Origin of the sequence: Roseateles sp. UC29_93 (assembly GCF_042695725.1) — a bacterium.
GTDB classification, from domain to species: domain Bacteria; phylum Pseudomonadota; class Gammaproteobacteria; order Burkholderiales; family Burkholderiaceae_C; genus Roseateles; species Roseateles noduli_A.
The window spans coordinates 3096394-3123101 of sequence record NZ_CP170545.1; the positions used below are offsets into that span (position 1 = coordinate 3096394).

The 26708-nt window shown below is 66.7% G+C and carries 21 protein-coding genes; 13 read left to right on the top strand and 8 right to left on the bottom strand.

The genetic code is table 11. From position 1 onward, the window contains the following. Positions 1–21: 21 nt before the first annotated feature. Positions 22–972, bottom strand: a complete 951-nt coding sequence (locus ACFJIX_RS14360; RefSeq protein ID WP_377161138.1) for a GlxA family transcriptional regulator — start codon at positions 970–972, stop codon at positions 22–24. Between the two features lie 140 nt (positions 973–1112). Between ACFJIX_RS14360 and ACFJIX_RS14365 the strand changes: the two genes are divergently transcribed. The 4 genes from ACFJIX_RS14365 to ACFJIX_RS14380 all read left to right on the top strand — a co-directional run bounded on the left by ACFJIX_RS14365 (position 1113) and on the right by ACFJIX_RS14380 (position 7151). Beyond that, positions 1113–2120 carry an SLAC1 anion channel family protein gene (locus tag ACFJIX_RS14365; RefSeq protein ID WP_377161140.1) on the top strand — a complete coding sequence of 336 codons (1008 nt, stop codon included), beginning with the start codon at positions 1113–1115 and terminating at the stop codon, positions 2118–2120. 164 nt (positions 2121–2284) lie between these two features. Further along, positions 2285–6421 carry an RHS repeat-associated core domain-containing protein gene (locus tag ACFJIX_RS14370; protein ID WP_377161142.1) on the top strand — a complete coding sequence of 1379 codons (4137 nt, stop codon included), beginning with the start codon at positions 2285–2287 and terminating at the stop codon, positions 6419–6421. Positions 6422–6439: 18 nt separating this feature from the next. Further along, positions 6440–6811: a hypothetical protein gene (locus ACFJIX_RS14375; protein WP_377161144.1), complete on the top strand. Its 372-nt coding sequence runs from the start codon at positions 6440–6442 to the stop codon at positions 6809–6811. A 46-nt stretch (positions 6812–6857) separates the two neighbouring features. After that, the gene (locus ACFJIX_RS14380; RefSeq protein ID WP_377161146.1) at positions 6858–7151 is read left to right on the top strand and encodes a hypothetical protein; all 294 of its coding nucleotides are present in this window, start codon (positions 6858–6860) and stop codon (positions 7149–7151) included. Positions 7152–7310: 159 nt separating this feature from the next. On the opposite strand, the gene xdhB is transcribed toward ACFJIX_RS14380, so the two are convergent. Together xdhB and xdhA are read right to left on the bottom strand one after the other, a co-directional pair. Further along, a complete protein-coding gene (gene xdhB / locus ACFJIX_RS14385; RefSeq protein WP_377161148.1) occupies positions 7311–9734 on the bottom strand; it encodes a xanthine dehydrogenase molybdopterin binding subunit in 2424 nt (807 codons plus the stop codon). Continuing rightward, positions 9731–11254 carry a xanthine dehydrogenase small subunit gene (gene xdhA / locus ACFJIX_RS14390; RefSeq protein ID WP_377161150.1) on the bottom strand — a complete coding sequence of 508 codons (1524 nt, stop codon included), beginning with the start codon at positions 11252–11254 and terminating at the stop codon, positions 9731–9733. Before xdhA ends, xdhB begins: the two co-directional genes overlap by 4 nt. A 162-nt stretch (positions 11255–11416) precedes the next feature. Here xdhA and ACFJIX_RS14395 point away from each other — a divergent pair, with 162 nt between their 5' ends. The 4 genes from ACFJIX_RS14395 to ACFJIX_RS14410 all read left to right on the top strand — a co-directional run bounded on the left by ACFJIX_RS14395 (position 11417) and on the right by ACFJIX_RS14410 (position 16474). Continuing rightward, the gene (locus tag ACFJIX_RS14395; RefSeq protein WP_377161152.1) at positions 11417–12364 is read left to right on the top strand and encodes a LysR family transcriptional regulator; all 948 of its coding nucleotides are present in this window, start codon (positions 11417–11419) and stop codon (positions 12362–12364) included. A gap of 28 nt (positions 12365–12392) precedes the next feature. Further along, complete coding sequence (gene guaD, locus ACFJIX_RS14400) at positions 12393–13706, top strand: guanine deaminase (RefSeq protein ID WP_377161154.1); 1314 nt, start codon at positions 12393–12395, stop codon at positions 13704–13706. 352 nt (positions 13707–14058) lie between these two features. After that, complete coding sequence (locus tag ACFJIX_RS14405) at positions 14059–15849, top strand: prolyl oligopeptidase family serine peptidase (protein ID WP_377161156.1); 1791 nt, start codon at positions 14059–14061, stop codon at positions 15847–15849. Between the two features lie 202 nt (positions 15850–16051). Continuing rightward, positions 16052–16474: a cold-shock protein gene (locus ACFJIX_RS14410; protein ID WP_377161158.1), complete on the top strand. Its 423-nt coding sequence runs from the start codon at positions 16052–16054 to the stop codon at positions 16472–16474. A 105-nt stretch (positions 16475–16579) separates the two neighbouring features. Here the strand turns inward: ACFJIX_RS14410 and ACFJIX_RS14415 are convergent, their stop codons facing one another. Both ACFJIX_RS14415 and ACFJIX_RS14420 read right to left on the bottom strand, forming a co-directional pair. Beyond that, entirely contained in the window at positions 16580–18901 is a 2322-nt protein-coding gene (locus ACFJIX_RS14415) for a TonB-dependent receptor plug domain-containing protein (RefSeq protein ID WP_377161782.1), read from the bottom strand. Between the two features lie 522 nt (positions 18902–19423). Then, positions 19424–20473, bottom strand: a complete 1050-nt coding sequence (locus tag ACFJIX_RS14420; RefSeq protein ID WP_377161160.1) for a LacI family DNA-binding transcriptional regulator — start codon at positions 20471–20473, stop codon at positions 19424–19426. A 122-nt stretch (positions 20474–20595) separates the two neighbouring features. Here ACFJIX_RS14420 and ACFJIX_RS14425 point away from each other — a divergent pair, with 122 nt between their 5' ends. From ACFJIX_RS14425 to ACFJIX_RS14440, 4 genes are all read left to right on the top strand, one after another. Further along, the gene (locus ACFJIX_RS14425) at positions 20596–21342 is read left to right on the top strand and encodes a sulfite exporter TauE/SafE family protein (protein ID WP_377161162.1); all 747 of its coding nucleotides are present in this window, start codon (positions 20596–20598) and stop codon (positions 21340–21342) included. Positions 21343–21394: 52 nt separating this feature from the next. Then, the gene (locus ACFJIX_RS14430) at positions 21395–21787 is read left to right on the top strand and encodes a response regulator (RefSeq protein WP_377161164.1); all 393 of its coding nucleotides are present in this window, start codon (positions 21395–21397) and stop codon (positions 21785–21787) included. 74 nt (positions 21788–21861) lie between these two features. Continuing rightward, the gene (locus tag ACFJIX_RS14435) at positions 21862–22623 is read left to right on the top strand and encodes a YoaK family protein (RefSeq protein ID WP_377161166.1); all 762 of its coding nucleotides are present in this window, start codon (positions 21862–21864) and stop codon (positions 22621–22623) included. A 35-nt stretch (positions 22624–22658) separates the two neighbouring features. Beyond that, positions 22659–23288, top strand: coding sequence for a hypothetical protein (locus ACFJIX_RS14440; RefSeq protein WP_377161168.1), 630 nt, complete (start codon positions 22659–22661; stop codon positions 23286–23288). Between the two features lie 4 nt (positions 23289–23292). Here the strand turns inward: ACFJIX_RS14440 and ACFJIX_RS14445 are convergent, their stop codons facing one another. Next, on the bottom strand, positions 23293–24048 hold the full coding sequence (locus ACFJIX_RS14445; protein WP_377161170.1) for an NYN domain-containing protein: 756 nt from the start codon (positions 24046–24048) through the stop codon (positions 23293–23295). 39 nt (positions 24049–24087) lie between these two features. Beyond that, positions 24088–24702 (bottom strand): DUF4124 domain-containing protein, encoded by a 615-nt coding sequence (locus tag ACFJIX_RS14450; RefSeq protein WP_377161172.1) that lies wholly within the window; start codon positions 24700–24702, stop codon positions 24088–24090. A 202-nt stretch (positions 24703–24904) separates the two neighbouring features. Between ACFJIX_RS14450 and ACFJIX_RS14455 the strand changes: the two genes are divergently transcribed. Beyond that, the gene (locus ACFJIX_RS14455) at positions 24905–25570 is read left to right on the top strand and encodes a PEP-CTERM sorting domain-containing protein (RefSeq protein WP_377161174.1); all 666 of its coding nucleotides are present in this window, start codon (positions 24905–24907) and stop codon (positions 25568–25570) included. Here the strand turns inward: ACFJIX_RS14455 and ACFJIX_RS14460 are convergent. Beyond that, positions 25546–26652 carry a type I restriction endonuclease gene (locus tag ACFJIX_RS14460; RefSeq protein ID WP_377161176.1) on the bottom strand — a complete coding sequence of 369 codons (1107 nt, stop codon included), beginning with the start codon at positions 26650–26652 and terminating at the stop codon, positions 25546–25548. The two genes, ACFJIX_RS14455 and ACFJIX_RS14460, sit on opposite strands and share 25 nt — an antisense overlap. Between the last annotated feature and the right edge of the window lie 56 nt (positions 26653–26708).

The window sequence follows — 26708 nt, forward strand, 5'->3', positions numbered from 1 at the left end:
ACGCCAACGCGCCCAGCGGGCCTAGGCGAAGCGCTTGCGGTACTCGACCAGGCTCAACCCCAGCCTTCGGCTGAACGCCCGCCGGAAGCCGTCCACGTTCGCGTAGCCGACCGCGTCGGCCAGGCGCTTCGCCGGCAGGTCTGAGTCCTCCGCCATGCGGCGCGCGGCATCGATGCGGGCGTTCTCGACGAACTCCGCGGGTGTCGTGCCCGTCTCGCTGCGGAACACGCGCGCGAAGGTGCGCTCGCTCATGCCCGCGCGGCGCGCGAGCGCCGGGATGGACAGGTCCGCGCGCAGATGGGCGAGCACGTAGTCCTGGATCGTGCTCACGTCGGAGCGCTCCGCCGTCTGCGCGGCCAGATGGGCGCTGAACTGGCTCTGTCCACCGGGGCGCTTCAGGAACATCACCAGCTGGCGCGCGACGCGCAGTGCGAGCTCTCGTCCGTGGTCGTCCTCGACCATCGCGAGCGCCAGGTCCATGCCCGCGGTCACGCCCGCCGAAGTGAAGAGATTCCCGTCCTTCACGTAGATCGCGTCGGGCTCGACGCAGGCGTCCGGATGCTCGGCCGCGAGACGGTCGGACGAGTTCCAGTGCGTTGCCACGCGTTTGCCGTCCAGGAGGCCTGCGGAGGCCAGCGCAAAGGCGCCTGTGCACACCGAGCCGTAGCGACGCGCCGTGCGTGCCTGGCGTTGCAGCCAACGCCGCAGGTCCTCGTCGATCGCCATGTCGTCGCGCCGGGGGCTGCCCGCGACGAGCAGCGTATCGATGCGCCCGCGATGCGTCGCCACCGTCGCGTCGACCGCCATGCGCAGTCCGCTGCTGCTGCGGAGCAGGCCCGCGTCCGTGCTGATGACGCTCACCTGATACGCCTTGGCATCGTCGAGCTGCTGGGACGCTTCCGCGAAGACATCGGCAGGTCCGGCGACGTCGAGCAGCTGGAAGCGGGGGAAGGCGAGGATGGCGATGCGCATGGCGGTGAATGCCCGGTGATTGGCAGGAAACGCCGTGCCGTGGATGGGCACGTCCCAGGGAGCTTGGCAGAAAATAACAGCACACGCAAATTCAGCCAAGGACGCCCGCCATGCACGCCTCGCCTCCCATGCCCCCGCCCATGTCCCCGCCCATGTCCGTGACGCCGAGCCTGCCGGGCCCGTCGGCGTCTTCCGCTCACGCCGGCGCCTCGATCCGTCACCTGCCGGTGAACCTCTTCGCGTCCGTGATGGGCTTGTCCGGCCTGGCGCTGGCCTGGCGCCTCGCGCACCGCAACCTCGACGTGCCCGCGTTCATCGGCGAGGCGGTCGGCGCGCTCGCGGTCGCCGTGTTCGTGGTGATGGCAGCGGCTTATCTGGCGAAGCTGGCGAAGCATCCGGACGCCGTGCGCGCGGAGTTCCACCACCCGGTGGGCGGCAACTTCTTCGGCACGATCGCGATCTCGCTGCTGCTGCTGTCGTCGCTGATCGAGCCCTACAGCGCGACGACGGCCCATGCGCTGTGGACGCTCGGCGGGCTGGGTGCGTTCACGCTCGCGTTCATCGCGGTCTCGCGGCTGCTGAAGGGCCAGCTGGAGTCCGCGCTCGTCATGCCCGCGTGGCTGCTTTCCGGCGTGGCGACGCTCGACATCGCGGTCACGGGCCGCGACATGCCCATGGCGTGGGCGCCGGAGATGAACCTGATCGCCGGCGCGCTCGGCGCCATGCTGGCGCCGGTGCTGTTCGTGATGATCGTGAGCCGCCTCGTCCACCGCGATCCGCTGGCGCCGGGGGTGACGCCGTCGTTGATGATGCTGGTCGCGCCGTTCGAGGTGGGCTTCCTCGCGTACACCAACATCGTCGGTGGCGTCGATCGGTTCGCGGCAGTGCTCTTCTACTTCGGGCTGTTCCTGTTCCTCGTGATCGCGCCGAAGGTGTTCCGCCCGAGCATCGCGTTCTCACCAGCCTGGTGGGGGATCAGCTTCCCGATCGCGGCGCTGGCGAGCGCGGCGCTGAAGTACGCGCATCACGCGGGCGGACTGCCGCTCCAGGGGCTGGCGATCGCGCTGCTCGGCGCGTTGAGCGTGGCGTTGGCGGTGCTGTTCGTGAGGACAGTGCGGATCGTGTTGAACGGACAGTTGTTCCGCTGAACGGCCGCGACGGATCGGGCGCACGCCCAGCGCGAATGAAGTTCCCGTTACGACGCGAGCGATTGTTGAATGCGCCGTGTCAGGTCTTGCGGGTATCCCAGGAGGAGTGCCCGAAGACCCGCTGATAGCGTCTCCCACACAAAAACGCGCATCAGGGAGAGAGCGTGAAATCAGCGATTGGACTGGTCGTCTTGTTGGCGGCCGGGGTGCATGGCGTCGCCCATGCTCAGGACGACGACGGCAAGCCACATCCGAAGTGGGATGACGGCACGAACATCATCACCCTGCCGAAATGGGACATCTCGGGGAAGTCGATCGGCTACATCAAGTACACGTCGGTTGATCAGGGGCTGATCCGGAACGTGCCGCCACTCGGCGGTGACGCTGGCTCTCCGCTCAAGAGCAACAAGGAGAAGCCGGCGGGAGCGAATGGTGGCACGGACGATCCGTGCACCACGCCGCAGACCACCAACCCGGTGATGATCGCCACCGGCGAAAAGTTCAAGGTCGAGCAGGACATCGTCGCCAACGGGTCCTACGGACTGGGCTTGAGCCGCACCTATCGCAGCTTCTCCAGCACGCCGGGCATGTTCGGTCCGAAGTGGACATCGAGCTACGACTACGCGCCGCTGACGCCGCTGGGCGCCTGCAACACGAATTCCGACTACCCGGGCAAGTGCGTCCCGAGTTCGATCCGCTTCACTCGGCCCGATGGCGCGAGCTACACGTTCACGCCCGATCCGACCAACAACATGGTCTATCACGTGAGCGGCTCGTCGGCGATGGGCAAGCTCACGATCGTGCCGCGTGATTGGTCGTTCGTCATCAATATGGATGGCGTCAGCTATTTCTACAACAACACCTACACGATCCGCAGCATCACCACCCGCGGCAGCTCGCCACTGGTGACCTACACCTACCCGTTCGCGGGCTCGACCTCGCCGTCGCGCATCGCCAATGCCGCCGGGCATTACATCGACTTCACCTACAACGCTGCCAGCGCGGTCACTCAGGCCAAAGACCAGGACGGCAACATCTGGACCTACGGCTACGACGCGCAGGGCATGTTGGCGACGGTCACCGCGCCGAGCGGCGCACCGGACGTCCGGACCTACTTCTACGAAGCCGGCGCGATCGATGCCAAGCTGCTGACCGGCATCGCCATCAACGGCGTGCGGTACAGCACCTACGGCTACTACGCGGACAAGCGCGTGCAGTTCAGCGGGTTGACCGGCGACGAGGAACGCGACAGCTTCAGCTACGGCACCAACACCACGACGCTCACCGACGCGCGCGGGCAGGCCACGATCTACACCTTCGCGTCGCTGCAGGGCGGGAAGAAGCTGACCTCGGTCTCGCGCCAGCCGACCTCGTCGTGCCCGGCCGCTTCCGCGACTACGGTCTACGACGCCAACGGCTGGACGGACTACACGCTCGACTGGAACGGGAACAAGGACGACTACAGCTACGACGCCGCCGGCAAGCTGCTGCAGCTCACGACGGCGATCGGCACCAGTTCGGCGAGCACGCAGGTCAACACCTGGAACGGCGACCTGCTCGCGAGCTCGCTCTTCAAGGACGCGAACGGCGCGTCGCTGTACCGGGTCGACTACACCTACTTCACGACGGGCAATGCGCTGAACAACGTGCAGACGATCGTGACCACGGACCTCGTCAACGGCGGCACGCGAACGACGACCTTCGGCTACACGTACGCCGCGTCCGCGGTGCTGACGAGCAAGACGGTGACGCAGACCCTGCCGGGCGGCAGCGCCACGACCACTTGGCTCTTCGACGCCGCGGGCAACCTCACGTCGGTCACCGATCCGGTGGGGCGGCAGTGGAGCTACTCGGGCTACAACGGACGCGGGCTTCCGTCCCACGTCGTCGATGCCAACGGGGTCGCGACCGACCTCGTCTACGACGCCAAGAGCAACGTCAGCACGTCCACGACGACCATCAACGGCGTCGCCCGCACGACGACCTACGCCTACAACGCCGATCGGCTGATGACGGATGCCAGCTATCCGGACGGCTCGGCGCAGCGGTGGCGGTACACGGCCTCGATGCGCCTTTCCGACGTCGGCAACGTGCGCGGCGAATACGTGCACACGGCAGTGGCGGTGCCGCCGTTGTCGAGCTCGACGAGCTCCGCGCGCAACACGCCGGCGTCCAGCGGCGGGACACCAGTGGTCGGCGGAACGGGGAGCTTCGCCACGGCGGCGCAGTACGACAGTCTTGGGCGCACGCTCACGACGCTCTGGAGCGACGGCGTCAACGCGCGGCAGACCTTCAGCTACGACAACAACGGCAACCTGCTGACGAGCACGAGCTCGGGGCACACGACGTCCATGGCGTACGACGCCGTAGACCGTGTCACGCGCATCACGGCGCCGGATTCGGGGATCACCCAATTGGGCTACGACCCGGCCGGCAACCTGCAGACCGTGCAGGATCCGCGCGGGTTGACGACGCGCTACGGCTACAACGGGCTGGGCCAGCGCGTGTCGTTGACCAGCCCGGACACGGGCGTGACGAGCTATGCCTACGACAGCGCGGGACGACTCGCCAGCGAGTCGCGTGCCAACGGTCAGGTCTGGACCTACGGCTGGGATGCGATCGGCCGCATGACGAGTCGGTCGTCGGGCGGGCAGGTCGAATCGTTCACCTACGACGGCGGCGCCAACGGCAAGGGCCATCTGACGCAGATGAACGACCTGTCCGGCCAGACGAGCTTCGCCTACAACGCGGATGGCCAGCTCGCCACGCAGACCGTGACGATCGCGGGTCAGACCTACTCGACGTCCTACAGCTATGACAACGCCGGTCGCGTTACCGGCATGACGTATCCGACGGGCGTGAGCGTGAGCTACCAGTACGACGCCTACGGACGGCTCAGCGCAGTGCTGGGGACGCCGACGGTGCCGTGGTCGACGGTGGCGAGCAACTTCCTCTATCAACCGGCGACGGACCGCCCCTATGCCTGGCGATTCGGGAACGGTCTGCCGCGCATGGAGACGTGGGACGCCGATGGGTTGCTGCAGCGCCTGGAGAGCCCGGGGGTGCACAACCTCGGCTACGGCCATCTCGGAGAGAACATCTCGCAGATCACCGACTCGGTGTATTCGGCGCAGACGAGCGCGTTCGGCTACGACGCCAATGATCGGCTGACGTCGGTCGGCAAGTCCGGCGACGACCAGACCATCGCGGTGGACAACGTCGATAACAGGACCCTGCTGATTCGGGCGGGTGCGTCGACCAGCTACGGCCTGGCCTCAGACAGCAATCGCCTGATGAGCGTGGGCGGCGCTAACTGGCGGAATTTCTCGTACGACGCGGTGGGCAACCTCTCCAGCGAGTCGCGTTGGGATGGGAGCCGCGGCTACGGCTATGACGCGTTCAACCGTCTCAACAGCGCGACGATCAGTGGCGTGACGATCGGGCAGTACCTGAACAACGGCATGAACCAGCGCGTCATGAAGACCAGCGCGGCGGGGCAGACGCGCTACTTCTACGGACCCGGCGGCGAGCTGCTCGCCGAGATCGGACCGCAGACGACGATCTACCTCTGGGCGGCAGGCGAGCTGCTGGGGATCTCGCGCGACGGCCAGTTCTACGCGAGTCACAACGATCACCTCGGCCGGCCGGAAGTGCTGACCGGATCGTCAGGCAACGTGGTCTGGCGGGCCAACAACGCGGCTTTTGATCGCAGCGTCGTCGTCGATGCCATCGGCGGGATGAATATCGGCTTCCCAGGGCAGTACTACGACGCGGAGACGGGGCTGTGGCAGAACTGGAACCGGTATTACGATGCGGCGGTGGGGCGGTACATTCAATCTGACCCCATCGGGCTACAGGGTGGCATCAACACCTACGCATATGCGGGGGGGAATTCGCTCAGCTCGGTTGATCCGTTTGGACTAAATTACGCCGATTCGTGGGCGATTGGTGGCGCATTCGTTGGCGGTGGGCTTACAGCGGCTGGCTCCGTGGTAGTAGATGCCGCGACTGGAGGATTGAATATTCTCGCAACTCCGGCGGAAATTGGTGCAGGTGCCGCGGTTGGTGGAGGTATTGGCTTTGTGCTGGGTTCGGCCGCCGATTGGCTTGATTCGGTGACGTTTTCAAAAGGTGGTAGGCAAAATATTCGCGATAATGGACTCGTCGGCGTGTCCGATGACGAAATCGAACGGCGCCTTAAAGACCCAAATACTCCAGCCGCAGAAAAGGAACGATTGAAGAAGGAGCAGAAGGCGAGGGGTACGCGGAACCGGCGCAAAGATGGACGAAAGAAGTGTTAACAGGATCGGAGGATTGATATGTGGTTCTGTGCTCACGCAATCATGTACTTCAAATTAATAGACGCCGCTCAAGAGTCATTTTTGATCCATGAGAATGTCTATCTTGTCGAAGCGAAAGGCACGGATGAGGCGGATTTGATTGCTCGGAAAATCGGCCAGTCGAGTGAAGATCCTAATGAGGATGGACATCTGGAACTGAATGAACAAAAGGCCGCCTATCTATTTGCAGGAATTCGCAAGATAATCGAGGTGGAAATTAGTTCGGAGACGATCTCTGCGATAAATCTCAGCGGGCGGGAAGTCACATATTCCGTATATGAGGTTGATACATTTGAAGATGTCTGTTCTCTGGCGAATGGTGATATGGTAGATGTCTTGTATCGAGAATAGGTATTAAGGTTGGTGTGCCTGTGCGGGTGTTAAATCGATCGGCCGCATGAAAAGATTATTCGTCGGAATTCTGAAGCTTGTCATCGCTGGCTCCGGGCCAGTTCTCATCTGGCATGGCATCAGTCTCTTTGAGAAGTACTTCGCTGCCTGGAAGGAAGATCCTGTTGGACTCCATACCGTGATTGCAAACAATCATGGCGTCTACAGATACATCACCGAAGCGCAAAACGACGAAATCCGCTTCTTTCTAAAAGCCGGAGCCGCCCTCGCGCTTGTGATGTTCGCAATGATCTTTCTAGAGCTCAAGAAGAACGGGAAACTGCGCGGCTGGCGCTCATAGAGTGCGCAACGGCAGGATGGCGCGCTGTTCGACAGGCGTGTTCAAGCGAGAGGCGAAAGATGTTCTTCTTCGGCGGCGGTGGCTACAAGAAGCCGGGGTATAGATTGCCCATCTGGATCAAGGTCCTCATGCTCCTGACCTTCATCCTTGGCTTCGTCGTCATTTGGTTGAAGTCCGGGCGTTGATTCGATGCTGGACGGCTTCCACCGCATCCAGCACCGCCTCCGGCGTCGCCGGCGCGCGCAGCGGCGGATCGCAGCGCTCGGGCCCGCAGGCCGCGACCGCGTCCTTGATCGCGAGCAGCACCGAGAACGGCAGCAGCAGCGGCGGCTCGCCGACCGCCTTCGAGCGGTGGATGCTGTCCGCCGCGTTCGGCGCGTCGTAGAGCGCGACGCGGAAGTCCTGCGGCATGTCGTTGGCCGTCGGGATCTTGTAGGTGCTCGGCGCGTGCGTCAGCAGCAGCCCCGACTGCGGATGCCACACGAGCTCCTCGCTCGTGAGCCAGCCCTGGCCCTGCACGAACGCGCCTTCGACCTGGCCGATGTCCAGCGCCGGGTTCAGCGACCGGCCGACGTCGTGCAGCACGTCGGCCCGCAGCACGCGGGTCTCGCCGGTCAGCGTGTCGATCAGGACCTCGGCCACCGCCGCGCCGAAGGCGAAGTAGTAGAACGGCCGACCCTGCAGCTTCGCGCGGTCCCAGTGCAGGCCCGGCGTCGCGTAGAAGCCGTCGCTCCACAGCTGGATGCGCTCCAGGTAGGCCTTGGCGACAAGCTCCTTGAAGCCGATCGCCTTCGGGCCGTCGAGGCCCTCGCGATGCCCGTCGCCGTTGCCGTCGGCGCGTCCGTCGACGCGCACCTCGCCGCCGTCGAAGACGAGCGCTTCCTCGTCGCAGCCGAGCAGCCGCGCCGCCAGCGGCAGCAGGCGCTGCTTGATCTTGCGCGCCGCATCCTGTGCCGCCTTGCCGTTGAGGTCCGAGCCAGTCGACGCCGCCGTCGCCGAGGTGTTGGCGACCTTGCTCGTGTCGGTGGCGCTCGCGCGCACTTGCGACGCGGGCACGCCCAGCTCGTGCGCCACCACCTGCGCGACCTTGGTGTTGAGCCCCTGGCCCATCTCCGTGCCGCCGTGGTTCACCAGCACCGAGCCGTCCGTGTAGACATGCACCAGCGCGCCCGCCTGGTTCAGGTGGACGACGTTGAACGAGATGCCGAACTTCACCGGCGTCAGCGCCAGGCCGCGCTTGAGCACGGGATTGGCGGCGTTGAAGGCGGTGATCTCCGCGCGTCGCGCGTGGTAGCCGGAGGTCTCGATCAGGTGATCCGTCAGCGGCTGGATCTGGTTGTCCTCGACGCGCTGCCCGTAGGGCGTGACGTCCTGACCGTCGCGATAGAAGTTGCGCTGCCGCACCGTGAGCGGATCGAGGCCGAGGCGCCGCGCGACGCCGTCGAGGATCATCTCGATCGCCAGCGCGCCCTGCGGGCCGCCGAAGCCGCGGAAGGCCGTGTTGCTCTGCGTGTTCGTCTTCGCGGCGTAGCCGTGCATGGCGACGTTCGGCAGCCAGTAGGCGTTGTCGAAGTGGCACAGCGCGCGCGCCATCACCGGTCCCGACAGGTCGGCGCTGTGGCCGCAGTTGGAGATCAGGTCGATCTCGGCGCCGAGGATCCGGCCCTCGTCGTCGAAGCCGACCGACCAGCGGTAGTCGAAGCCGTGACGGCGGCCGGTGACGAGGAAGTCGTCGTCGCGATCGACGCGCAGCTTGACCGGCCGGCGCAGCTTGTGCGCCGCGATCGCGGCGACGCAGGCGAAGAGCGCCGACTGCGATTCCTTGCCGCCGAAGCCGCCGCCCATGCGCCGGCACTGCACGGTGACCTGGTGTGCCTGCCAGCCCATTGCGTGGGAGACCAACTGCTGCATCTCCGACGGATGCTGCGTCGAGCAGTGGATCAGCAGCGCCTGGTTCTCCTGCGGCAGCGCGTAGCTGATCTGGCCTTCCAGGTAGAACTGCTCCTGGCCGCCGACGGCCCATTCGCCGTCGAGTCGGTGGGGCGCGGCAGCCAGCGCCGTCTGTGCGTCGCCGCGTGCCAGGTGCATCGGCGGAATGACGTATTGGCCGATGGCATGGGCCTCGCGCGCGGTCAGCACCGCCGGCAAGGGCGTGCTGACGACGGCCTGCTTCGCCATCGCGGCGGCGCGGCGCGCGAGCTCGCGGTCGGTGGCGATCACCGCGTAGACCGGCTGGCCGACGTATCGCAGCTCGCCGTCGGCGAGGATCGGATCGTCGTGGAGCAGGGGGCCGCAGTTGTTCTCGGCGGGGATGTCGGCGGCGGTCAGCACCGCGACGACGCCCGGCTGGCGGCGCAGCAGGTCGACATCGATGGAGACGAGCGTCCCGTGCGCCACCGGCGACAGCCCCAGCGCCGCGTGCAGGGTGCCCTGCGCTTCGGCGATGTCGTCGATGTAGGTGGCTTCGCCGCTGACGTGCAGGTGCGCCGCCTCGTGCGCGCGGCTGATGCCGACCTGCGGCCGCAGGGCTGGCGCCGGTGCGTCGACGTCGAAGCCGACCGGCAGTTCCGAGGGCTTGTTCATGCGACGCTCCGCTGCAGGTTGACGGCCTGCCAGACGCTGGCCGACTCGGCCGCGACGGGCGCGTTGGCGCGGGTCTCCAGCCAGAACCGCCGGATCAGGTTCGCGGCGGTGCGCTCGCGGTAGCTCGCGCTGGCGCGCAGGTCGGTCATCGGTTTGAAGTCCTCGCGCAGCGCCGCGGCCGCGTCGCTCGAGGCGGCCTCGTCCCAGGCGCGGCCGGTCACGGCGGCCTCGGCCTTCGCCGCGCGCTTGACGATCGCGGCCATGCCGCCGAACGCGAAGCGGGCATCGCGCACGACGCCGTCCTCGAGCCGCAGGCTGAGCACCGCGCAGACGGCGGAGATGTCGCTGTCGTAGCGCTTGGCGAGCTTGTAGCCGCGCAGCCGCGTGCCGGGCGGCGGGGTGGGGACCTCGAGCGCTTCGACGAACTCGCCGGGCTCAAGGGCGTTCTTCATGTAGTCGAGATAGAAGTCCTCGAGCGGCAGCGAGCGCCGCGTCGCGCCGCGGCGCAGCACGATGCGCGCGCCCATCGCGATCAAGGCCGGCGCGCCGTCCCCGATGGGCGAGCCGTTGGCGATGTTGCCGCCCAGCGTGCCGGCGTGCCGCACCGGCGGCGACGCGAAGCGCAGCCACAGCTCGCGCAGGGCGGGCACGCGCGCGGTCAGCGCGGACCAGGCGTCTTCCAGCGGAACCGCCGCGCCGATGCGCAGCGTGGTGCTCTCCTGCACCGTGACCGTGTCGATATGCCGGAGTTCCTCGACGCGACCCGTGAGGATCACGTCGCCAAGCTCGCGCTGCTGCTTGTTGACCCACAGGCCGACGTCGGTCGCGCCGGCGACGAGCCGCGCCTGCGGCATCGATTCGCGCAGCGCGGCGAACTCATCGATGGAGCGCGGCGCGAAGACACGCTGCGGCGAACCGGCGCGCGAAGGCGCCTCGTAATGGAGCGGCGGATCCTCGGCCAGCACACGCAGCGCTTCGACGATCGGCGCGCGATCGATCGCGCGCGCCGGCGCATCGAACATGCGCTCGCCCGCGTCCAGGATCGGCCGGTAGCCGGTGCAACGGCACAGGTTGCCCGACAGGTCGTCGGCGAGCGCTTGACGCCCGGGCCGCGTGCCGCAGGCCTGGTGCCGCTCATAGACCGCCTGCATCGTCATCGCGAAGCCGGGCGTGCAGAACCCGCATTGCGAGCCGTGGCAGTCGACCAGCGCCTGCTGGACCGGGTTCAGGTCGGCGCTGTCGCCGAGGTCCTCGACCGTCAGCAGCGCCTTGCCATCGAGCATCGGCAGGAACTGGATGCAGGCGTTGACGTTGCGCAGCTCGACGGCCTTGCCGTCCGCATCCAGCTCGCCGACCAGCACCGTGCAGGCGCCGCAGTCGCCTTCGGCGCAGCCTTCCTTGGTGCCGGCGCAGCGGGCGTGCTCGCGCAGGTACTGCAGCACCGTGGTGGTCGGCGGCAGCCCGGTGACGGACTGCAGCCGGCCCTGGTGGAAGAAGCGGATCGGGCGGGGATCGGTCATGGACGGGAAGAGGGCTGGAGGCGCCGAAAGGGCGCTGGCTGGCAAGCAAGAAGCGGGCGAGCTTCGCAGCAGGCGAGGCCGGATGCAATTAACCGGAACGGTACTCCTCCGACGTCGCTATGGTTATACGATGGGGCTTATGACATCTATACGCTATCGGCCATGTCGGAAGCGCTGAACTTCGACAAGATCGACCTTCTTCTGGTGCGGGTCCTGCATACCTTGATTTCCGAGCGCAGTGTGTCCAGGGCCGCCATGCGGCTCGGCAGCACGCAGCCCGCCTTGAGCGCGCAGCTGCGGCGTCTGCGCACCCTGACGGGCGATCCGCTGCTGGTGCGCAGCGGCGCCGGCATGACGCCGACCGCGACCGCGCTGGAGCTCCTCGCGCCCGCCGAGCGCCTGCTGCGCGAGGCCGACGAGCTGTTCGGCGCGCGGCTGCGCAAGTCCGGTTTCGACCCCGCGACCGCCGAGCTGCGGCTGCGCGTCGCGGCCAGCGACTACCTCGACCCGCTGTTCCTGCCGATGCTGGTGGCGCACCTGCAGCGCCTCGCGCCGGGCGTGCAGCTCGACCTGCAACCGCTGAACGCCGATTTCGACTACCGGACCTCGCTCGCCCGCGGCGAGGTGGACCTGGTGATTGGCAACTGGCTGGAGCCGCCCGGCGAGCTTCACATGGGCCGGCTGCTGGTGGACGAGGTCGTCTGCCTGGTCAGCAACGATCATCCCGCGGCGCGGATGGCACCGCGCGCCTGGACGCAGGAGCGCTACCTCGACTGCCAGCACCTGGCGCCGATGCCGCTGAGCCGCGGCCAGCCGGGCGTGATCGAGCAGCACCTGGCCTCGCTCGGCCTGGAGCGCCGCATCGCGGTGCGCTGCGCCCATTTCGGACAGCTGCCGCAGATGGTGGCGCGCAGCTTGCTGGTGCTGACCACCGGCCGGCTGTTCTGCAACCGCTACCTGGACCAGTTGCCGGTGACGGTGTTGCGCTGCCCGGTGGCGTTCCCGCCGATGACGTATTACCAGCTGTGGCACGACGTCAGCCACAACAGCGCGCCGCTGCGCTGGCTGCGCGAGCAGGTGCGCGAAGTCGCGCGCGAACTCGTGAAGTGATGTTCCTGAACCCCTTTCCTCTGAACGCATGACGACCGACCGATCCGCCGCTCCCGCACGCCTGGCCCTGAAGGGCGATCTGCTGGACTTCACCGCCGCGCCGCAATGGGCGCGCGTGGACGACCCCGCCGTGCGCTTCCGTCCGGATCACTGGCTGCTGATCGAGGACGGTCGCATCGTCGGCGCGCAGCCCGAGGACCCGGGCGAGGGCTGGGTCCGCCATGACCACAGCGGCCGGCTGATCCTGCCGGGCTTCGTGGACACGCACGTGCACAGCCCGCAGCTGGACGTGATCGCGTCCTACGGCACGGAGCTGCTGGACTGGCTCAACACCTACACCTTCCCGGCGGAACAGCGCTACATGGACCCTGGGGTCGCGCACGTGGGCGCGGGCCGGTTCCTCGACGCGCTGCTGGCGCACGGCACGACCTCGGCTGTGGTTTATCCGACGGTGCACAAGGTCTCGGCCGATGCACTGTTCGATGCCGCCGCCGAGCGCGGCATGCGCCTCATCACCGGCAAGGTGCTGATGGACCGCAACGCGCCGGAGGCGCTGCGCGACGATGTCGTGCAGGCCGAGCGCGACTGTCTCGACCTGATCGCGAAGCACCACCAGCGCGGACGCCTGTCCTATGCCGTGACGGTGCGCTTCGCGCCGACGAGCACGCCGGAGCAACTCGCGATGGCCGGCGCGTTGTGCCGCGCCGATGCCAGCCTCTACATGCAGACCCACGTGGCCGAGAACCGCGGCGAGGTCGAGTGGGTCGCCAAGCTCTTCCCCGAAGCGCGCAGCTACCTCGACGTCTACGACCGCGTCGGCCTGCTGCATCCGCGCGCGGTGCTGGCGCACGGCATCTGGCTGGACGACGAGGACCGCCGCGTGATCGCGCGCACGGGCGCGCACATCGCGCACTGCCCGTCGTCCAACCTCTTCCTGGGCAGCGGGCTGTTCGACTGGCCCGGCGCGCTCGCCGCCGGCGTGCGCGTGAGCGCGGCCAGCGACGTGGGCGGCGGGACCTCGCTCTCGGCGCAGCGCACGCTGGCGGACGGCTACAAGGTGCAGGCGCTCAACGGCCAGCGCCTGACCGCCTGGGCGGGGCTGCATGCCGCGACGCTCGGGGCCGCCGAGGCGCTGGGGCTGTCGGACGAACTGGGCCACTTCGGCGCGAAGACCCTGGCCGACGTCTGCATCTGGGACTGGGCCGCCGGCCCGGTGGCGGAGGCCCGCATGGCGCTGGCGCGCGATCCGCATGAGCGCGCCTTCGCCTGGATGACGCTGTCGGACGACCGCAACCTGGTGGCGAGCTACGTCGCGGGCGTGCCGCGCTATCGCCGGCCCTGAGAAGGCCGCGGCCCGCCGTTCGTCGCGCCGGCATGCGTCCTGTCGCGGCAGCGCGCAGCGCGTGGATCCCGGGATAGTCAAATCCTGACCCTGATGCCTACAGTCGGGGGTTCCCGGGACGTCCCCGGGACCGATCAGGAGAGGAGATCCCCGATGACGAAGTTGTCCCCGATGGGCGCGCCGCGTGTGGCGCTGACGGCGCTGTGCCTGGCGCTGGGCGCGATGGCGGCGATGCCGGCGCAGGCCGCGACGGAGAAGGTCGCGAAGACCCCCCGCGACCGCCGCCACTGCCAAGGCTCAAGCCAGGCCCTCGCAGCCGCGACCGGCCAAGCCCTACACGATCGAGCAGTTCATGGCGACGACGTCCGTCCGCGGCGCGTCGTTCTCGCAGGACGAGCGCCGCATCCTGTTCAGCAGCAATGCGACCGGGATCTTCAACGTCTACAGCCAGTCCGTCGACGGCGGCGAGCCGGTGGCGCTGACCCAGTCCACGACGGAGAGCCACTACGCGGTCAGCTATTTCCGCAACGACGACCGCGTGCTGTTCACGCGCGACCAGGGCGGCAACGAGAACAACCACCTGATCGTGCGCGAGCTCGACGGCAGCGAGCGCGACCTGACCCCCGGCGACAAGGTCAAGGCCGGCTTCTCCGGCTGGAGCCGCGACGGCGACGCTTTCTTCGTCACGACCAACGAGCGCGACGCGCGCTACATCGACGTCTACCGCTACGACGCCAAGACCTACGCGCGCACGCTGATCTACCAGAACAACGACGGCAACGCGGTGTTCGACGTCAGCGGTGACGGCCGCTGGGTGGCGCTGGGCAAGACCAACACGACGGCGGATTCGGACGTCTACCTGTACGACACGCAGTCGAAGGAGACCAAGCACCTGACGCCGCACCAGGGCGTGGCCTCGTTCAGCACGACGGACTTCGATCCGGAGTCGAAGACGCTGCTGATCCTGTCCAACGAGGGCTCCGAGTTCCAGCGCCTGATCGCCTACGACCTGGCCTCGGGCCAGAAGCGCGACCTGGAGAAGGCGGACTGGGACATCGTCTACAGCAGCTACTCGCGCGACGGCCGCTACCGCGTGACCGGCGTCAACGCCGATGCCAGCCTGGAACTGCGCATCGTGCAGACCGCCGACGGCAAGCCGGTCGTGCTGCCCAAGCTGCCCGGCGGCGAGCTGCGCGGCGTGACCTTCTCGAAGAGCAGCCAGCGCATGGCGTTCTATCTGAACGGCGACCGCTCGCCGAGCAATCTCTACGTCTACGACTTCGGCACGAAGCAGGTCAAGCAGCTGACGCGCACGCTGTCCAAGGACATCGATCCGGAGGAGCTCGTCGAGGGCCGCATCTTGCGCTTCCGCTCCTTCGACGGGATGGTCATCCCCTCGGTCTACTACGAGCCGAAGGAGGCGTCGCCGACCCACAAGGTGCCGGCCGTCGTGATGGTGCACGGCGGCCCGGGCGGGCAGACCACGCGCGGCTACTCGGCGATGGTGCAGTACCTGGTCAACCACGGCTATGCGGTGCTGGGCATCAACAACCGCGGCAGCTCCGGCTACGGCAAGACCTTCTTCACCGCGGACGACGGCAAGCACGGCCGCGAACCGCTGTGGGACTGCATCGAGGCCAAGACCTACCTCGCCGGCACAGGGCTCATCGATCCCGAGCGCATCGGCATCATGGGCGGCAGCTACGGCGGCTACATGACGCTGGCGGCGATGGCCTTCCGGCCGGAGGCCTTCAAGGTCGGCATCGACATCTTCGGCGTGTCCAACTGGCTGCGCACGCTGGAGTCGATCCCGCCGTACTGGGAGAGCTTCCGCAAGGCGCTGTACCTGGAGATCGGCGATCCGGTGAAGGACAAGGACTTCCTGGTCGCGACCTCGCCGCTGTTCCATGCCAAGGAGATCCGCAAGCCGCTGCTGGTGATCCAGGGCAAGAACGACCCGCGCGTCATCAAGCCGGAAAGCGATGAGATCGTCGATGCGGTGAAGAAGAACGGCGTGCCGGTCGAGTACGTGGTCTTCGACGACGAGGGCCACGGGTTCTCCAAGAAGAAGAACCAGATCGAGGCCAACCAGAAGATGCTCGAGTTCCTCGACAAGTACCTGAAGCCCGGCTTGAAGAATTAAAACCGTGTGAAGTTGCACGGTTTACAGGCTGTTGCCGGGCTTCGCCCCGGCATAGGCAGGATGCCCCCAGAAGCAAAAAGCGCCCGGCCAAGTGCCGGGCCTTTTCTGTCCAGACAGAGAAAGAAGCGCCCGGTCCAGGACGCCCGAGCAGGCCACAAGCTTGCGGGGCTCGTCGGGCTTCTACACGATGGGGGATCAGATCATGCGATTCGAAGGCACGTTGGACAGCTGGTATGCCGAGCGCGGTCACGGGATGCTCAAGCCGGCGCAGGGCGGTGATGCCCTGTTCGTGCATGTGTCGGCCTTTCCGATGGACGGCCAGACACCCCAGGAAGGCGAGCGCCTGAGCTTCGAGGTTGTGTCCAGAAGTGACGGCAGCAAACAGGCGGTGCGGCTGCAGCGCCTGCAGGAATTCAAGCTGCCATCGCAGTTGCGCCCCGCGCGCATGGCCTCGCGGCCGCCGCGGCCGATCGCCCGTCGTCGCACCTCGCCGCTGACATGGACGGTCCTGGCCCTGCTGGTGCTGGGCGTCGGCGCCACCGTGTGGGCACCGGCCAGCCATGCAATCGGCGGCAAGTTCCTGAGCCAGGCGCAAGACCTGACCCAAGGCCAGGCCCGCCGCTGACAAGTTGACTCCTTGGGGCTGGCACCTGCAGCCCCGTCGCCCTCGCGGAGGCCCTCTCGCTCCGCATTTTTCAGGCTGCCCCCGCGGGCAGCCTTTTTTGCGTCCTCAGACCTTCAGTTCGAGGCGCACCGTCCACACGGTGAAGCTGCGACCGGTGCTCTCGCTGGTGACGATGCGGCCCGGCGTCGTGGCGATGCTGCCGTTGCCGTAGGTCAAGGGGACGAGGTTGCTGGCGGCCACGCGCATGGCCACGGTGGGCGAGAAGGTCCACATCGCGGAGAGGTCGATGACGCGCTTCTTGTCGATGTCGTTGAGCACCTGGTCGCTCTGCTGCAGCAGCGTCGTCGGCGTGTAGTTCAGCGAGGCGCCCAGCGTCAGCGGCACCGAGCGCAACCGGTAGTCGGCACCCAGGTTGGCCGTGTAGCGCGGCTGCTGGTCCAGCTTGTTGTTGGGACCGGGGATGCCGTCCACGGCCGAATGGAACAGCGAGAGGTTGCTGCGCACGTTGACCGGGAGTGCGTCGGTCAGGTACTCGTCGAGACGGAACTTGGCCTCGAGCTCGACGCCGTAGGTCTTGGCGTTGCCGATGTTGCGCGGCCGGATGACCCAGCGCTGCTCGGTGGCGTAGGGCACCGTCTCGAGTTGCGCCTGGCTGCGGATCAGGTCGGTGATGCGGCGGTAGAAGACATTGGCGCTGAGCAGGCCGCCCTTCGAAAGGTATTTCTCGTAACCGATCTCGACACCGGTGGCCATCTCCGGCTTCAGGTCGGGGTTGCCGAAGCGGTCCGGGTAGTTGATCAGGTTGGGACCGCAGAGCACGTCCGGCGGCTGGCACGTGAACTGGTTGTTGATGCTGAGCCGGCCGATGACGTCGTTCAGGTTGGGCGCCTTGTAGCTGCGCGTGAGGCTGGCGCGGATCTGCTCGCGGCTCTTCTCGTCGATCTTGTAGACGCCGTGCAGCAGCGGCGTGAGGACGCTGGAGGTGTTCTTCACCGGCCCCTGGTTGTTGGTGCTGTCGGTCTGGATGCCTTCCCAGCGCAGGCCGGCATAGAAGCCCCACTGCTTGCCGACGCTCCACTCGTCCTGCCCGTAGACGGCCAGGCGGCGCGTGGAGGCGCTGACGTTCTCGCCGAAGTCGGCGAGGAAGGCGCAGTTGTTGCCGCTCATGGTCTGCCCGAAGACCTCGTAGCAGCCGCGCGTCTGGGTGCGCTCCGTGCCTTCGCCTTCCACGCCGGCGACGAGGCTGTGCTCGTTGTCCATCTGGTGCGTGAGCTTGAGGTTGACGCTCCACTGCGTGTCGCGGCTTTTGGTCGTGTCGTCCTGTGTGCGATAGAAGACGCCGGGCGTGGCGTCGAGGTCTTCCTCGCGATGGGCGCTGCTGTTCATCGTCATGCGCCCGGCGCCGAGGCGCGTTTCCATGCGGGTGCGCTCGTCGATGCGCTTGTTCCACTGCAGGTTCAGACGCGCCATGGCGGAGCGGCTGGTGCTGTCGTTCGTGGCGGTGTCGTACTTGATGCGTTCGAAGGCGTTCTCGTCGGGTACGGCGGACTGGGTCTGCCGGGAGCTGCTGCCGCCGCTGCCGCGGTTGACCATCACGAAGGGCTGCAGGGCGATGGTGTCGCCGCCGTCCAGGCGCAGCTGCAGGCGGCCGGTCATGTTGAGCGACTTGCGCTCGTCGGCGGTCTGTCCGCGGGTCTGGAGCAGGGTCTGGCTCTGAGGCGCGCCGGTGGTCGGGTCGAAGCGCTGCGTGAACGACTGCGAGTCGATGTCGTCCAGCCGCTTGTGCTGCATCGCGTTGACGGTGAAGTTGTAGGCGTCGCCGTTGTCGCCGATCTTGTCGTTGCGGGTCCAGTTGAAGTGCGGGGTGACGTGGTCGCGCTCGAAGGTTGTGGCCAGGCGCACCTCGTTGAGCCGTCGCTGGATGGCTTCGCGCAGGACGACGTTGATGGTGCCGGCGATGGCGCGCGCGCCGAATTCGGCGGTGGGGGCGCGCATGACCTCGATGCGTTCGATCTGTTCGGGCGGGAGCTCGTCGAGCGAGAAGCCCGGCGGCATGCGTTCGCCGTTGACGAGGATCTGGGTGTAGCCGCCGCCCATGCCGCGCATGCGGACCTCGCCGCCGCGGCCGGGGCGGCCGCCGGTGGTGACGCCGGGCAGGCGCTTGAGCACCTCGCCGATGGTGGCGTCGCCGTAGCGTTCGATCTCCTCGCGGCCGATGATGATCTTCGAGGCGGTGGAGGCGCGACGTTGGTCGTCGTCGCGCGAGGTGCCCTGGACCTCGACGCGGTCGAGCTGCGTGGGGTTGTCGGCTTGCCTGGGGGCGGACGGCGGCGCCGCGGGTCGCGAGCGCTCAGGGACGGGCGCGGGTGCTTTCGCGGGCGCGGTGGCGGGTGTCGGTGGCGTGGCCTGGGACCAGGCGGAGGAAATTCAGGCCCAGCATCAAGGCGAAGGAGAGCGGATGCAGGGCAGGTCGGCGGGTGCTTGTCATCGGAAGCAATGGCAGGAGCAAGCGCGGCCCGATCTGGCGATGGCTGGGACGGTGGCGCGGAAGGTGGTGAGGGTGTCGCGGACGATGCGCAGGGCGATGCGTCGCGGCTTGGTCGAAAGGATCGCACGCTGTACGTTTCGTGACGGAGGCGAGCGCGGACTTTCAAAGTTCTTTACCCAAGGTGATGGGCGGGCGCGACGCAGGGGTGGGGAAACCCGAGGGTGGCGCCCTTCGCCTGGGGGTTGCGGCGCGGCGATCGTCGTTCGACGCCCCCAATGAAAGAAGCCACCCGATCGGGTGGCTTCGTTTCTGAAAAGGGTATCCGTGACGCTGGTGACGGGTTCCAGCTCTCTGCCCAGTAGTGCAGCCGGTTGTTGTCTCGGATGCATTGCATTCTGCCGAGGTTTTGTGACGGGCAGTTGACGAAAAGCAAGGCGAGAAGGGGTCAGTTCCTGATTCGATCAACAGACGCTGGCCGCCGTTGACGGCAAGCGCCGGGTCGACTCCCGCACGATCAGCTGCGGCATCGGCGGCTCGATCGTCGAGCCGCCGGTCCGCAGCAGATCCAGCATCGCGGAGGCCGCGCGCCGGCCAAGTTCGGCGATGTGGACGTCGACTGTCGTGCGCGGCGGGCTCGCATGCGCGGTGTTCAGGAGATCGTCGTAGCCGACGAGCGAGACGTCCTCCGGCACGCGGAAGCCGCGGCTGTGCAGCACGCGCGCGGCGCCGGCCGCCATCTGGTCGTTGGCGGCGAACACCGCCGTGAACTGCGCGCCGTGGTCGAGCATCCGCGTCATCGCCGCGGCGCCGCCGACCTCGCAATAGTTGCCGCCGCCGATCAAGTTCTCGTCGACGGCGAGACCCGCTTCGGTGAACGCCGCGCGGTAGCCGCGCTCGCGCTCCGCGGCATCCGCATGCGAGGCGTCTCCACCGATGAAGGCGATGCGCGTGTGTCCGCGCTCGATCAGGTGTCGCGTCGCCACGCGCGCGCCTTCGACGTCGTCGGTCTTCAACGCATGAAGCCCGGCTGCCTGCAGCGCGCGACCGGTCACGACGACGGGCAGCTCCCGCGCGAGCGCGGCGAGGAACTCATCGCTCAGGCCACCGGTCAACACGATGATTCCGTCCACGCGCCGCGATCGCAGCGAGGCGATGCAGCGCTGCTCCTCATCCGGCTGCCAGTGTCCGCTCGCCACGACGAGACCGTAGCCCGCGGGCGTCAGCACTTCCTCGATGCCGCGCAGCATCAGCGCGTAGAACGGGCTCTCGAAGTACTGCGCGAGCAGCCCGACGTTGAACGTCCGGCCGTCCGCGAGCGCGCGGGCGATGGTGTTGGGGACGAAGCCCAGCGCGTCGATCGCGCGCCGGACGCGCTCGGCCTTGTCCGAGCTCACCTGCGCGCTGCCGCTGAGGACGCGCGACACGGTGCTCGGCGAGACGCCGCTGGCGGTGGCGACCATGCCCAGCGTGACCTCGCTGGACGTCGGTAGGAGGGGCTTCTTTCTCTTCATTGGAAAGCGCTTTCAAGAACCCGTCGATCCTACTCCCGCGCCCGTCTGATGGAAGAATGCGCCGCAGGTCAGGCGACGGATTTCCCGGACGCTCCGTCCTCCCGTTCCTCACATCGCACCGCATGGACTCTCTCGGCATCGTGATCCTGGGCGCCGTCTGCGCCGGCTTCGTCCAGGGCCTGTCCGGCTTCGGCTTCGGACTGACCGCCATGTCCTTCTGGGCCTGGACGCTGGATCCGCGCCTGGCGGCGGCGCTGGCGGTGTTCGGCTCGCTCACCGGCCAGATCATCGCGGCGGTGACGGTGCGTCGCGGCTTCGACTGGCGGCGGCTGGCGCCGTTCCTGGTCGGCGGACTCGTCGGCGTGCCGATCGGGACGGCGTTGCTGCCGCTACTCGACATCCAGATGTTCAAGGCCATCCTCGGCGGGCTGCTCGTCGTCTGGTGCCCGGCGATGCTGATGGCGGCGCGGCTGCCGCGCGTCCGGTTCGGCGGGCGCTTGGCCGATGGTGTCGTCGGCGGCATCGGCGGGGTGATGGGCGGGCTCGGCGGTTTCACCGGCACCGTCCCGACGCTCTGGTGCACCCTTCGCGGGCTTCCGAAGGACGAGCAGCGCTCGATCATCCAGAACTTCAACCTCTCGGCGCTGGCCGTCACGATGGCGGTCTACGTCTCCAGCGGCGTCGTGACGAGGGACATGCTGCCGATGTTCGGCGTCGTCGCGCCGGCGATGCTGGTGCCGACGCTGCTCGGCGGGCGGCTGTACCACGGCATCTCCGACCAGCGCTTTCGCCAGATCGTGCTGAGCCTGCTGACCGCGTCCGGCGTGGCGCTGCTGGGGTCGTCGCTGCCGGCGCTGCTGTCGCGCTGAAGCGGGCCCGCCAATTGCTCCGGCCGTTCAAATCTCTGCTCTCTTCCAAACCATGTCGGAACGCCTCAAGGTGCTGGTCGCCGATGACCAGCCGGACTCGCTCGATCTCCTGCGCGAACTGCTCACGGTCTACAACTTCGAGTTGCGGGTGGCGCGCAGCGGGCTGGAGGCGATCGGCATCGGGCTGAAGTGGGAGCCGGACATCCTGATCACCGACATCGACATGCCGGACGCCGACGGCCGGCATCTGGCGGGGCGGCTGAAGCTCAGCCTGCCGGCGCTGATCGCGATCGCGGTCAGCGGCACGCCGCTGAACACGGACTTCGAGTCCGCCGAGGATCTGATCTTCGACGACTACTTCGTCAAGCCGATCGACTTCGGCCGCCTGCACAAGACGCTGACCAAGTACGGCGCGAAGCTCGACGGCCATCCCTCGACCTACTGAGGGCATCCGACCGCCGGCGTTGGACGGGCGCGCCCGTATCATCGGCCGCACCGTGAACGACATCGGGAGGCGCCGTGAGGCGACTGCTGCACCTGACGAGCCGCCATCGCGCGCCGTCGACGAACCAGGCGCTGGGGCTGCTGCTCGCGTTCAACGCGGGGGCGGTGAATGCGGGCGGGTTCCTGGTCCTGCAGCGCTACACATCGCACATGACGGGCTTCGCTTCGCAGCTGGCGGATGGCGCGGTGATGGGGCAGGGGACGCTGGTGCTGAACGCGCTGGGGGCGATCCTGGCCTTCCTGGCCGGCGCGGCGGTGTGCGCGGTGCTGGTGAACTGGGCGAGGCAGCACGGCCTGCGCAGCGTCTATGCGCTGCCGCTGATGCTGGAGGCGGCGCTGCTGTTCCCGTTCGGGCTGATGGGCGCGATCACGCTCACGTGGCACACGCCGTTCGCGGTGCCGCTGACGGTGCTGCTGCTGGCGTTCATCATGGGACTGCAGAACGCGGTGGGATCGAAGACCTCGGGCGGGAGCATCCGCACCACCCACATGACGGGGAACATCACCGACCTCGGGATGGAGCTCGGCAAGATGCTTTATTGGAACCGGCAGCCGTCGGTGAAGCGCGCGGCGGTGCGGCATGACCGGCTGCGGGCGAAACGCGCGGGCGGCTTGCTGACGGCGTTCGTGCTCGGCGGCGGCGCGGGGGCGCTGGGGTTCAAATACGTCGGGTTCGTGTGCGTGGTGCCGCTGGCGACGGTGCTGTTCGTGCTGGCATTGCCGCCGGTGACCAAGGATTGGGAGCGGTGGCGGGGGCTGTTGACGCGAAGACGTTGAAGGCCGACGCACAATCGCGCCGATTGGAGCCTCGCATGCAAGACCACCTCGACGTCGACCTCAACCCTCAACAGATCAATGCCTTCTGGACCTGGCTGGTGTCGCGCCAGTCAGACCTGGATGCCATGGAATCGCCGGACGACCCGTTCTGGGACGAGTTGCTGGAACGTCTTCAAGCGTTGAACGAAGGCCTGTGGTTCGAGGTCTCGGCGGCCGGCGACAAGGACCGCGAGTTCGTCATCACCGCTCAGGGCGACTGGGAGCTGTTCCCGCTGGTCGAGGCGATGGTCTCGGTGGCGCCGGAGTTGCCGGGATGGACGGCAGTGCCGTTGAAGCCGCCGATGGGCTTCGGCTTCAGCATCGGCTATCGAGGCTTGGAACTGAACCCGGAAGACATGTGGTTCGAGCCACTCGTGGATCCCGATTCGCCGGAGGTGCTCGGCCTGCGTGTTGCCGTGCAAGGCTTCAACGACGACCAGGAAGAGGACTTCGCCAACGGGCTGCTGCTGATCCTGGACACCGCGCTGGGAGAGAAGGCTGCGGCGACGGACGTCGACCTGGTGGAAGTCTGCGAAGTGCCCGCGGATCCCGATGACGAGGGCTTCCTGCCGTTGCCGGAACTGGGCAGCTACCTGGCTTGGCGGAAGAGCCGGTTGACGCATTGAGCCGTCATGCGGCGTTGTTGCCGGCGGCGAGCGCGACGGTCCAGTGGCCACCGGGTTCTTGCCGCACATTCAGCAAGTCGTAGGTCTTCAGCATGCTGACCAGACCGGAGTGCCCGAACGTCTGGGGTGAGAAGCCAGGATCAGTGCGGCGCAGATAGGAGCCCAGCGTTCCGACATGGACGCGGCCATCGGGGGTATCAGCCGCCATCAGCTTGACGGCGTTGACCAGTGCCTTCGGTCGTTGCTTGGGCTTGGACGCTGCTGCAGGTGCTGCCGGCTTGGCCGCCGCAGGCCCCGCAACGGCGGGTGCGACGACCTCGGGCGGTGCCCACTCGAAGAATTGGTCGCTCGCGTTGCGGAGCGCCGCCGGCGTCTTCGCCTCGCCCACGATGAGCACGGTCGATCCGCGCTCTCGCAGCTTGCGGCAGAGGTAGGCGAAGTCCGAATCGCTGGTGACGATGCAGAAGGTGTCCGCGCGTCGGTCGAAGAGCGCCTCGATGGCATCGAGCGCGAGTGCGATGTCGGCGGTGTTCTTGCCCGCCGCGTACTGGTACTGCAGGCAGGGCGTGAAAGCGAGGCGCACGAGCGCCTCCTGCCACTTGTTCGCGAGCGTCGTGTGATTCCCGTAACCGCGCCGGATGATCACGCGCCCGAACTGGGCGACGACGCTCAAGGCGTGCTCGAGGATCTCCGGCGTGGTGTTGTCGCAGTCGACGAGGACGGCGACCTTGGCATCGGTACGGATGTCGGTGGTGTCCACTCTGCCTCTCCCTGGAGTTTGGCGGAGTGTCCAACACCTTCAGCGATCGCGCAGCGGTTGCTGCTGGTTCACTCGGCGCTGGGCATTGCGGTCGTCGACTTCGCGCTGACGCGCGATGCGGTCGCCCTCGCTGGCGTTGGCGGCGCTGTGCATCGCCTCGGCGCGACGGCGGGCGTCGGCACCGCCGGTCAGGCTGCTCTGCGCGTCGACGGCCTGCTTGCTCACGTTCCAGTCGGAGGCGGTGTAGTTGCCCTGGCCCTTCTGGCATTGGCGCGCGCGTCGGATCTCGTCCTGGACGAAGCGCTTGGCGTCCGCGCTCAGCGAGATGGAACTGGCCTTGGTCTCCATCGCGGTGATGTCGCGATCGGAGGGGCAGTAGTTGGACGGCGCGGTCGGTGCTGAAGCCTGAGGCGCGTTGGCCTGCTGTTGTTCAGCCGCTGCTCTGGAACGCTCTGCAGCCGCACGGTCCGCCGACGTATCAATGACATTGCCTTGCAGCGATTGCGGCTTCATCTGCTCGCCCTTCGCCGCGCACGGCTGGTCCGAGTAGTGGGTCTTGCCGTCGACGGTGCATTTCCAGACCTGGGCGTGGGCGCCCATCGCGGCGCAGACGCCGAGCAGCACGCCGATGAAGGTTGGCCGGATCTTTTTCATATGAAGTCTCCCTGAAACGAATCGAACGCACCGATGCACGCTGCAGTTGACCTGAGATGTTGCCGATGGTGTCCCGACGATCTTCCCTCGTCGACATTCGCGTTGGCGTGCCTGCCCCTGTCGCTGGAAATTTCGATGCGCGTGCCTTGCGTCCAGCCCGTCGCGTGGACAAGCTTCTGCTCCGACCCAATGGGAGATCGCAATGAAACTGATGCGTCTGTTGATCCTGTGTCTCGCCTGGTTGAGCGGTGCCGCGCAGTCGGCGCCGGCCGTGACTGGAGACGTCACGTTCAGCCAATTGACGGGGCTGTACACCTACACCTATGTCCTCGACACCAGCCAGCTTCCGTCGGGCGGGTTCCATGAGTTCGGCGTGCTCTCGAACAGCACGCCCAGCCATGACGCGCCGCGTTGGGTATCGCATACCGAGCCGGCGGGTTGGGACCTCTACCTTGCAGTTGGCGGCTGGACGCAGCCGGGCATTGAGGTCGCGGGCTCGTTCTGGATGTGGGTGACTTTGACGCCCGAAACGGACCCCGGAAAGCTGATGACGTTTTCATTCAGCACGACCCATGCGCCCGACACGGGGACGGCCAACAACTTCTTCATCTATTCCGGCGCCAATGCCGGTCCGGAGAATCTGCCGGTCGATTTCGGGCGCATCGTCGGGCCTGATCTGACTGTGCCGATTCCAATTGCCGTGCCGGAACCGGCCACGATGCTGCTGTGGGTGGTCGGGCTGGCGGCGCTGGGTTGGATGCAAAGAAAAAGCCCCATCCGCTTCCGCGAATGGGGCTTCAATTCAGCTTTCCTCGACCTCAGGTCAAGTGAGAAAACCGGCGATCAACTGGCCGCCGGCTGTAGATAGGAGGCAACGGTAGCTCGCAGCTGATCCGCGAAATTGTGGATGTCATCGACGGATTCCAGCGAAAACTGTTCCTCGCTTTTGTCTGCGCTGAAGAGCCCGAGCCGAAGTTTCTGCGTGTTATTGAATCTCAGTCGGCAAACTGGCTTGCGATTATTGTCATCCAACAGGATCGCGCAGTAGCTTTGAGCGTCGCGCATGACCACGCGCTTGGATGGAACCAAGTTCCGGACAAGCGCGCGCACCGTATGGAATGCCTCCAGCTCTTCTGGGGTGGTCACCACCTGCGGCTCGTCTGGGATGGAGGCTGGCGGTAGGACTGGAGCAGAGGGCGCTGCGACGACGATCGGGTCTGGCACCGACACCGTCTCAGGGGCCATCGCACCTTTCAGTCGATCGTTGATCCGCTCGCCTAGCAGTTGCTCAAATGCACGCCTGGTAATCAGCGTGAACTGATCCTTGATTGCAGGCGTGAACCTGCGCGTGCCGAGAAGATCGCTGGATACCAGCCTGACAAATTCCTCGGCTGGATTGATCATCCACTCGGCCAGGCGCGTCTGGATCGCTCGTGTGTACTTGAGCTCGTTGGCCGTCGTGAGGATCGTCTCCAGGTCGAATGCTGCCTTCGCGAACTTCTTCAGTTCCTCGACGTCTCTCTCGTTGAAATCGAGAATGTTGAACTCGAAGAACGGTTTCTCGTCCATCTTGTTCGGTTGTTCGAGGTCGGTGAAGAAGCGGTAGACCAAGCCGTTCGTGAGCACACCGAAGCGCGCCTCGGTGACGTGGAAGTACCGGAACAACTGACCCGCGTGATTGATGCTCAGGTCGCCACCAGCTTTCTTGCACTCGAAAAGCATGATCGGCTTGCCCGCTCGAAGAATGGCGTAGTCGACCTTTTCGCCCTTCTTGGTGCCCACGTCAGCCACAAGTTCGGGCGTGACCTCGAGCGGGTCGAAGACGTTGTATCCGAGCGCTTGAATGAATGGCATGACCATGGCGTTCTTCGTCGCCTCTTCGGTCTGGATCAGTGCTTTGGTATTCGCGATGCGTGTTGACAGTACGCGCAGTTGATCAATGAAGTCCATTTTTTCCTCCCTGGATTTGCTGGACCGAGTGGTTGTATCACCTGACTCGCGAGTTG

Coding starts and splice junctions, on each gene's coding strand:
- ACFJIX_RS14455 (WP_377161174.1), top strand. CDS start 24,905: ATGAAACTGATGCGTCTGTTGATCCTGTGTCTCGCCTGGTTGAGCGGT.
- ACFJIX_RS14430 (WP_377161164.1), top strand. CDS start 21,395: ATGTCGGAACGCCTCAAGGTGCTGGTCGCCGATGACCAGCCGGACTCG.
- ACFJIX_RS14380 (WP_377161146.1), top strand. CDS start 6,858: ATGAAAAGATTATTCGTCGGAATTCTGAAGCTTGTCATCGCTGGCTCC.
- ACFJIX_RS14395 (WP_377161152.1), top strand. CDS start 11,417: ATGTCGGAAGCGCTGAACTTCGACAAGATCGACCTTCTTCTGGTGCGG.
- guaD (WP_377161154.1), top strand. CDS start 12,393: ATGACGACCGACCGATCCGCCGCTCCCGCACGCCTGGCCCTGAAGGGC.
- ACFJIX_RS14365 (WP_377161140.1), top strand. CDS start 1,113: ATGTCCCCGCCCATGTCCGTGACGCCGAGCCTGCCGGGCCCGTCGGCG.
- ACFJIX_RS14405 (WP_377161156.1), top strand. CDS start 14,059: ATGGCGACGACGTCCGTCCGCGGCGCGTCGTTCTCGCAGGACGAGCGC.
- ACFJIX_RS14360 (WP_377161138.1), bottom strand. CDS start 972: ATGCGCATCGCCATCCTCGCCTTCCCCCGCTTCCAGCTGCTCGACGTC.
- ACFJIX_RS14460 (WP_377161176.1), bottom strand. CDS start 26,652: ATGGACTTCATTGATCAACTGCGCGTACTGTCAACACGCATCGCGAAT.
- xdhB (WP_377161148.1), bottom strand. CDS start 9,734: ATGAACAAGCCCTCGGAACTGCCGGTCGGCTTCGACGTCGACGCACCG.
- xdhA (WP_377161150.1), bottom strand. CDS start 11,254: ATGACCGATCCCCGCCCGATCCGCTTCTTCCACCAGGGCCGGCTGCAG.
- ACFJIX_RS14425 (WP_377161162.1), top strand. CDS start 20,596: ATGGACTCTCTCGGCATCGTGATCCTGGGCGCCGTCTGCGCCGGCTTC.
- ACFJIX_RS14440 (WP_377161168.1), top strand. CDS start 22,659: ATGCAAGACCACCTCGACGTCGACCTCAACCCTCAACAGATCAATGCC.
- ACFJIX_RS14410 (WP_377161158.1), top strand. CDS start 16,052: ATGCGATTCGAAGGCACGTTGGACAGCTGGTATGCCGAGCGCGGTCAC.
- ACFJIX_RS14375 (WP_377161144.1), top strand. CDS start 6,440: ATGTGGTTCTGTGCTCACGCAATCATGTACTTCAAATTAATAGACGCC.
- ACFJIX_RS14420 (WP_377161160.1), bottom strand. CDS start 20,473: ATGAAGAGAAAGAAGCCCCTCCTACCGACGTCCAGCGAGGTCACGCTG.
- ACFJIX_RS14450 (WP_377161172.1), bottom strand. CDS start 24,702: ATGAAAAAGATCCGGCCAACCTTCATCGGCGTGCTGCTCGGCGTCTGC.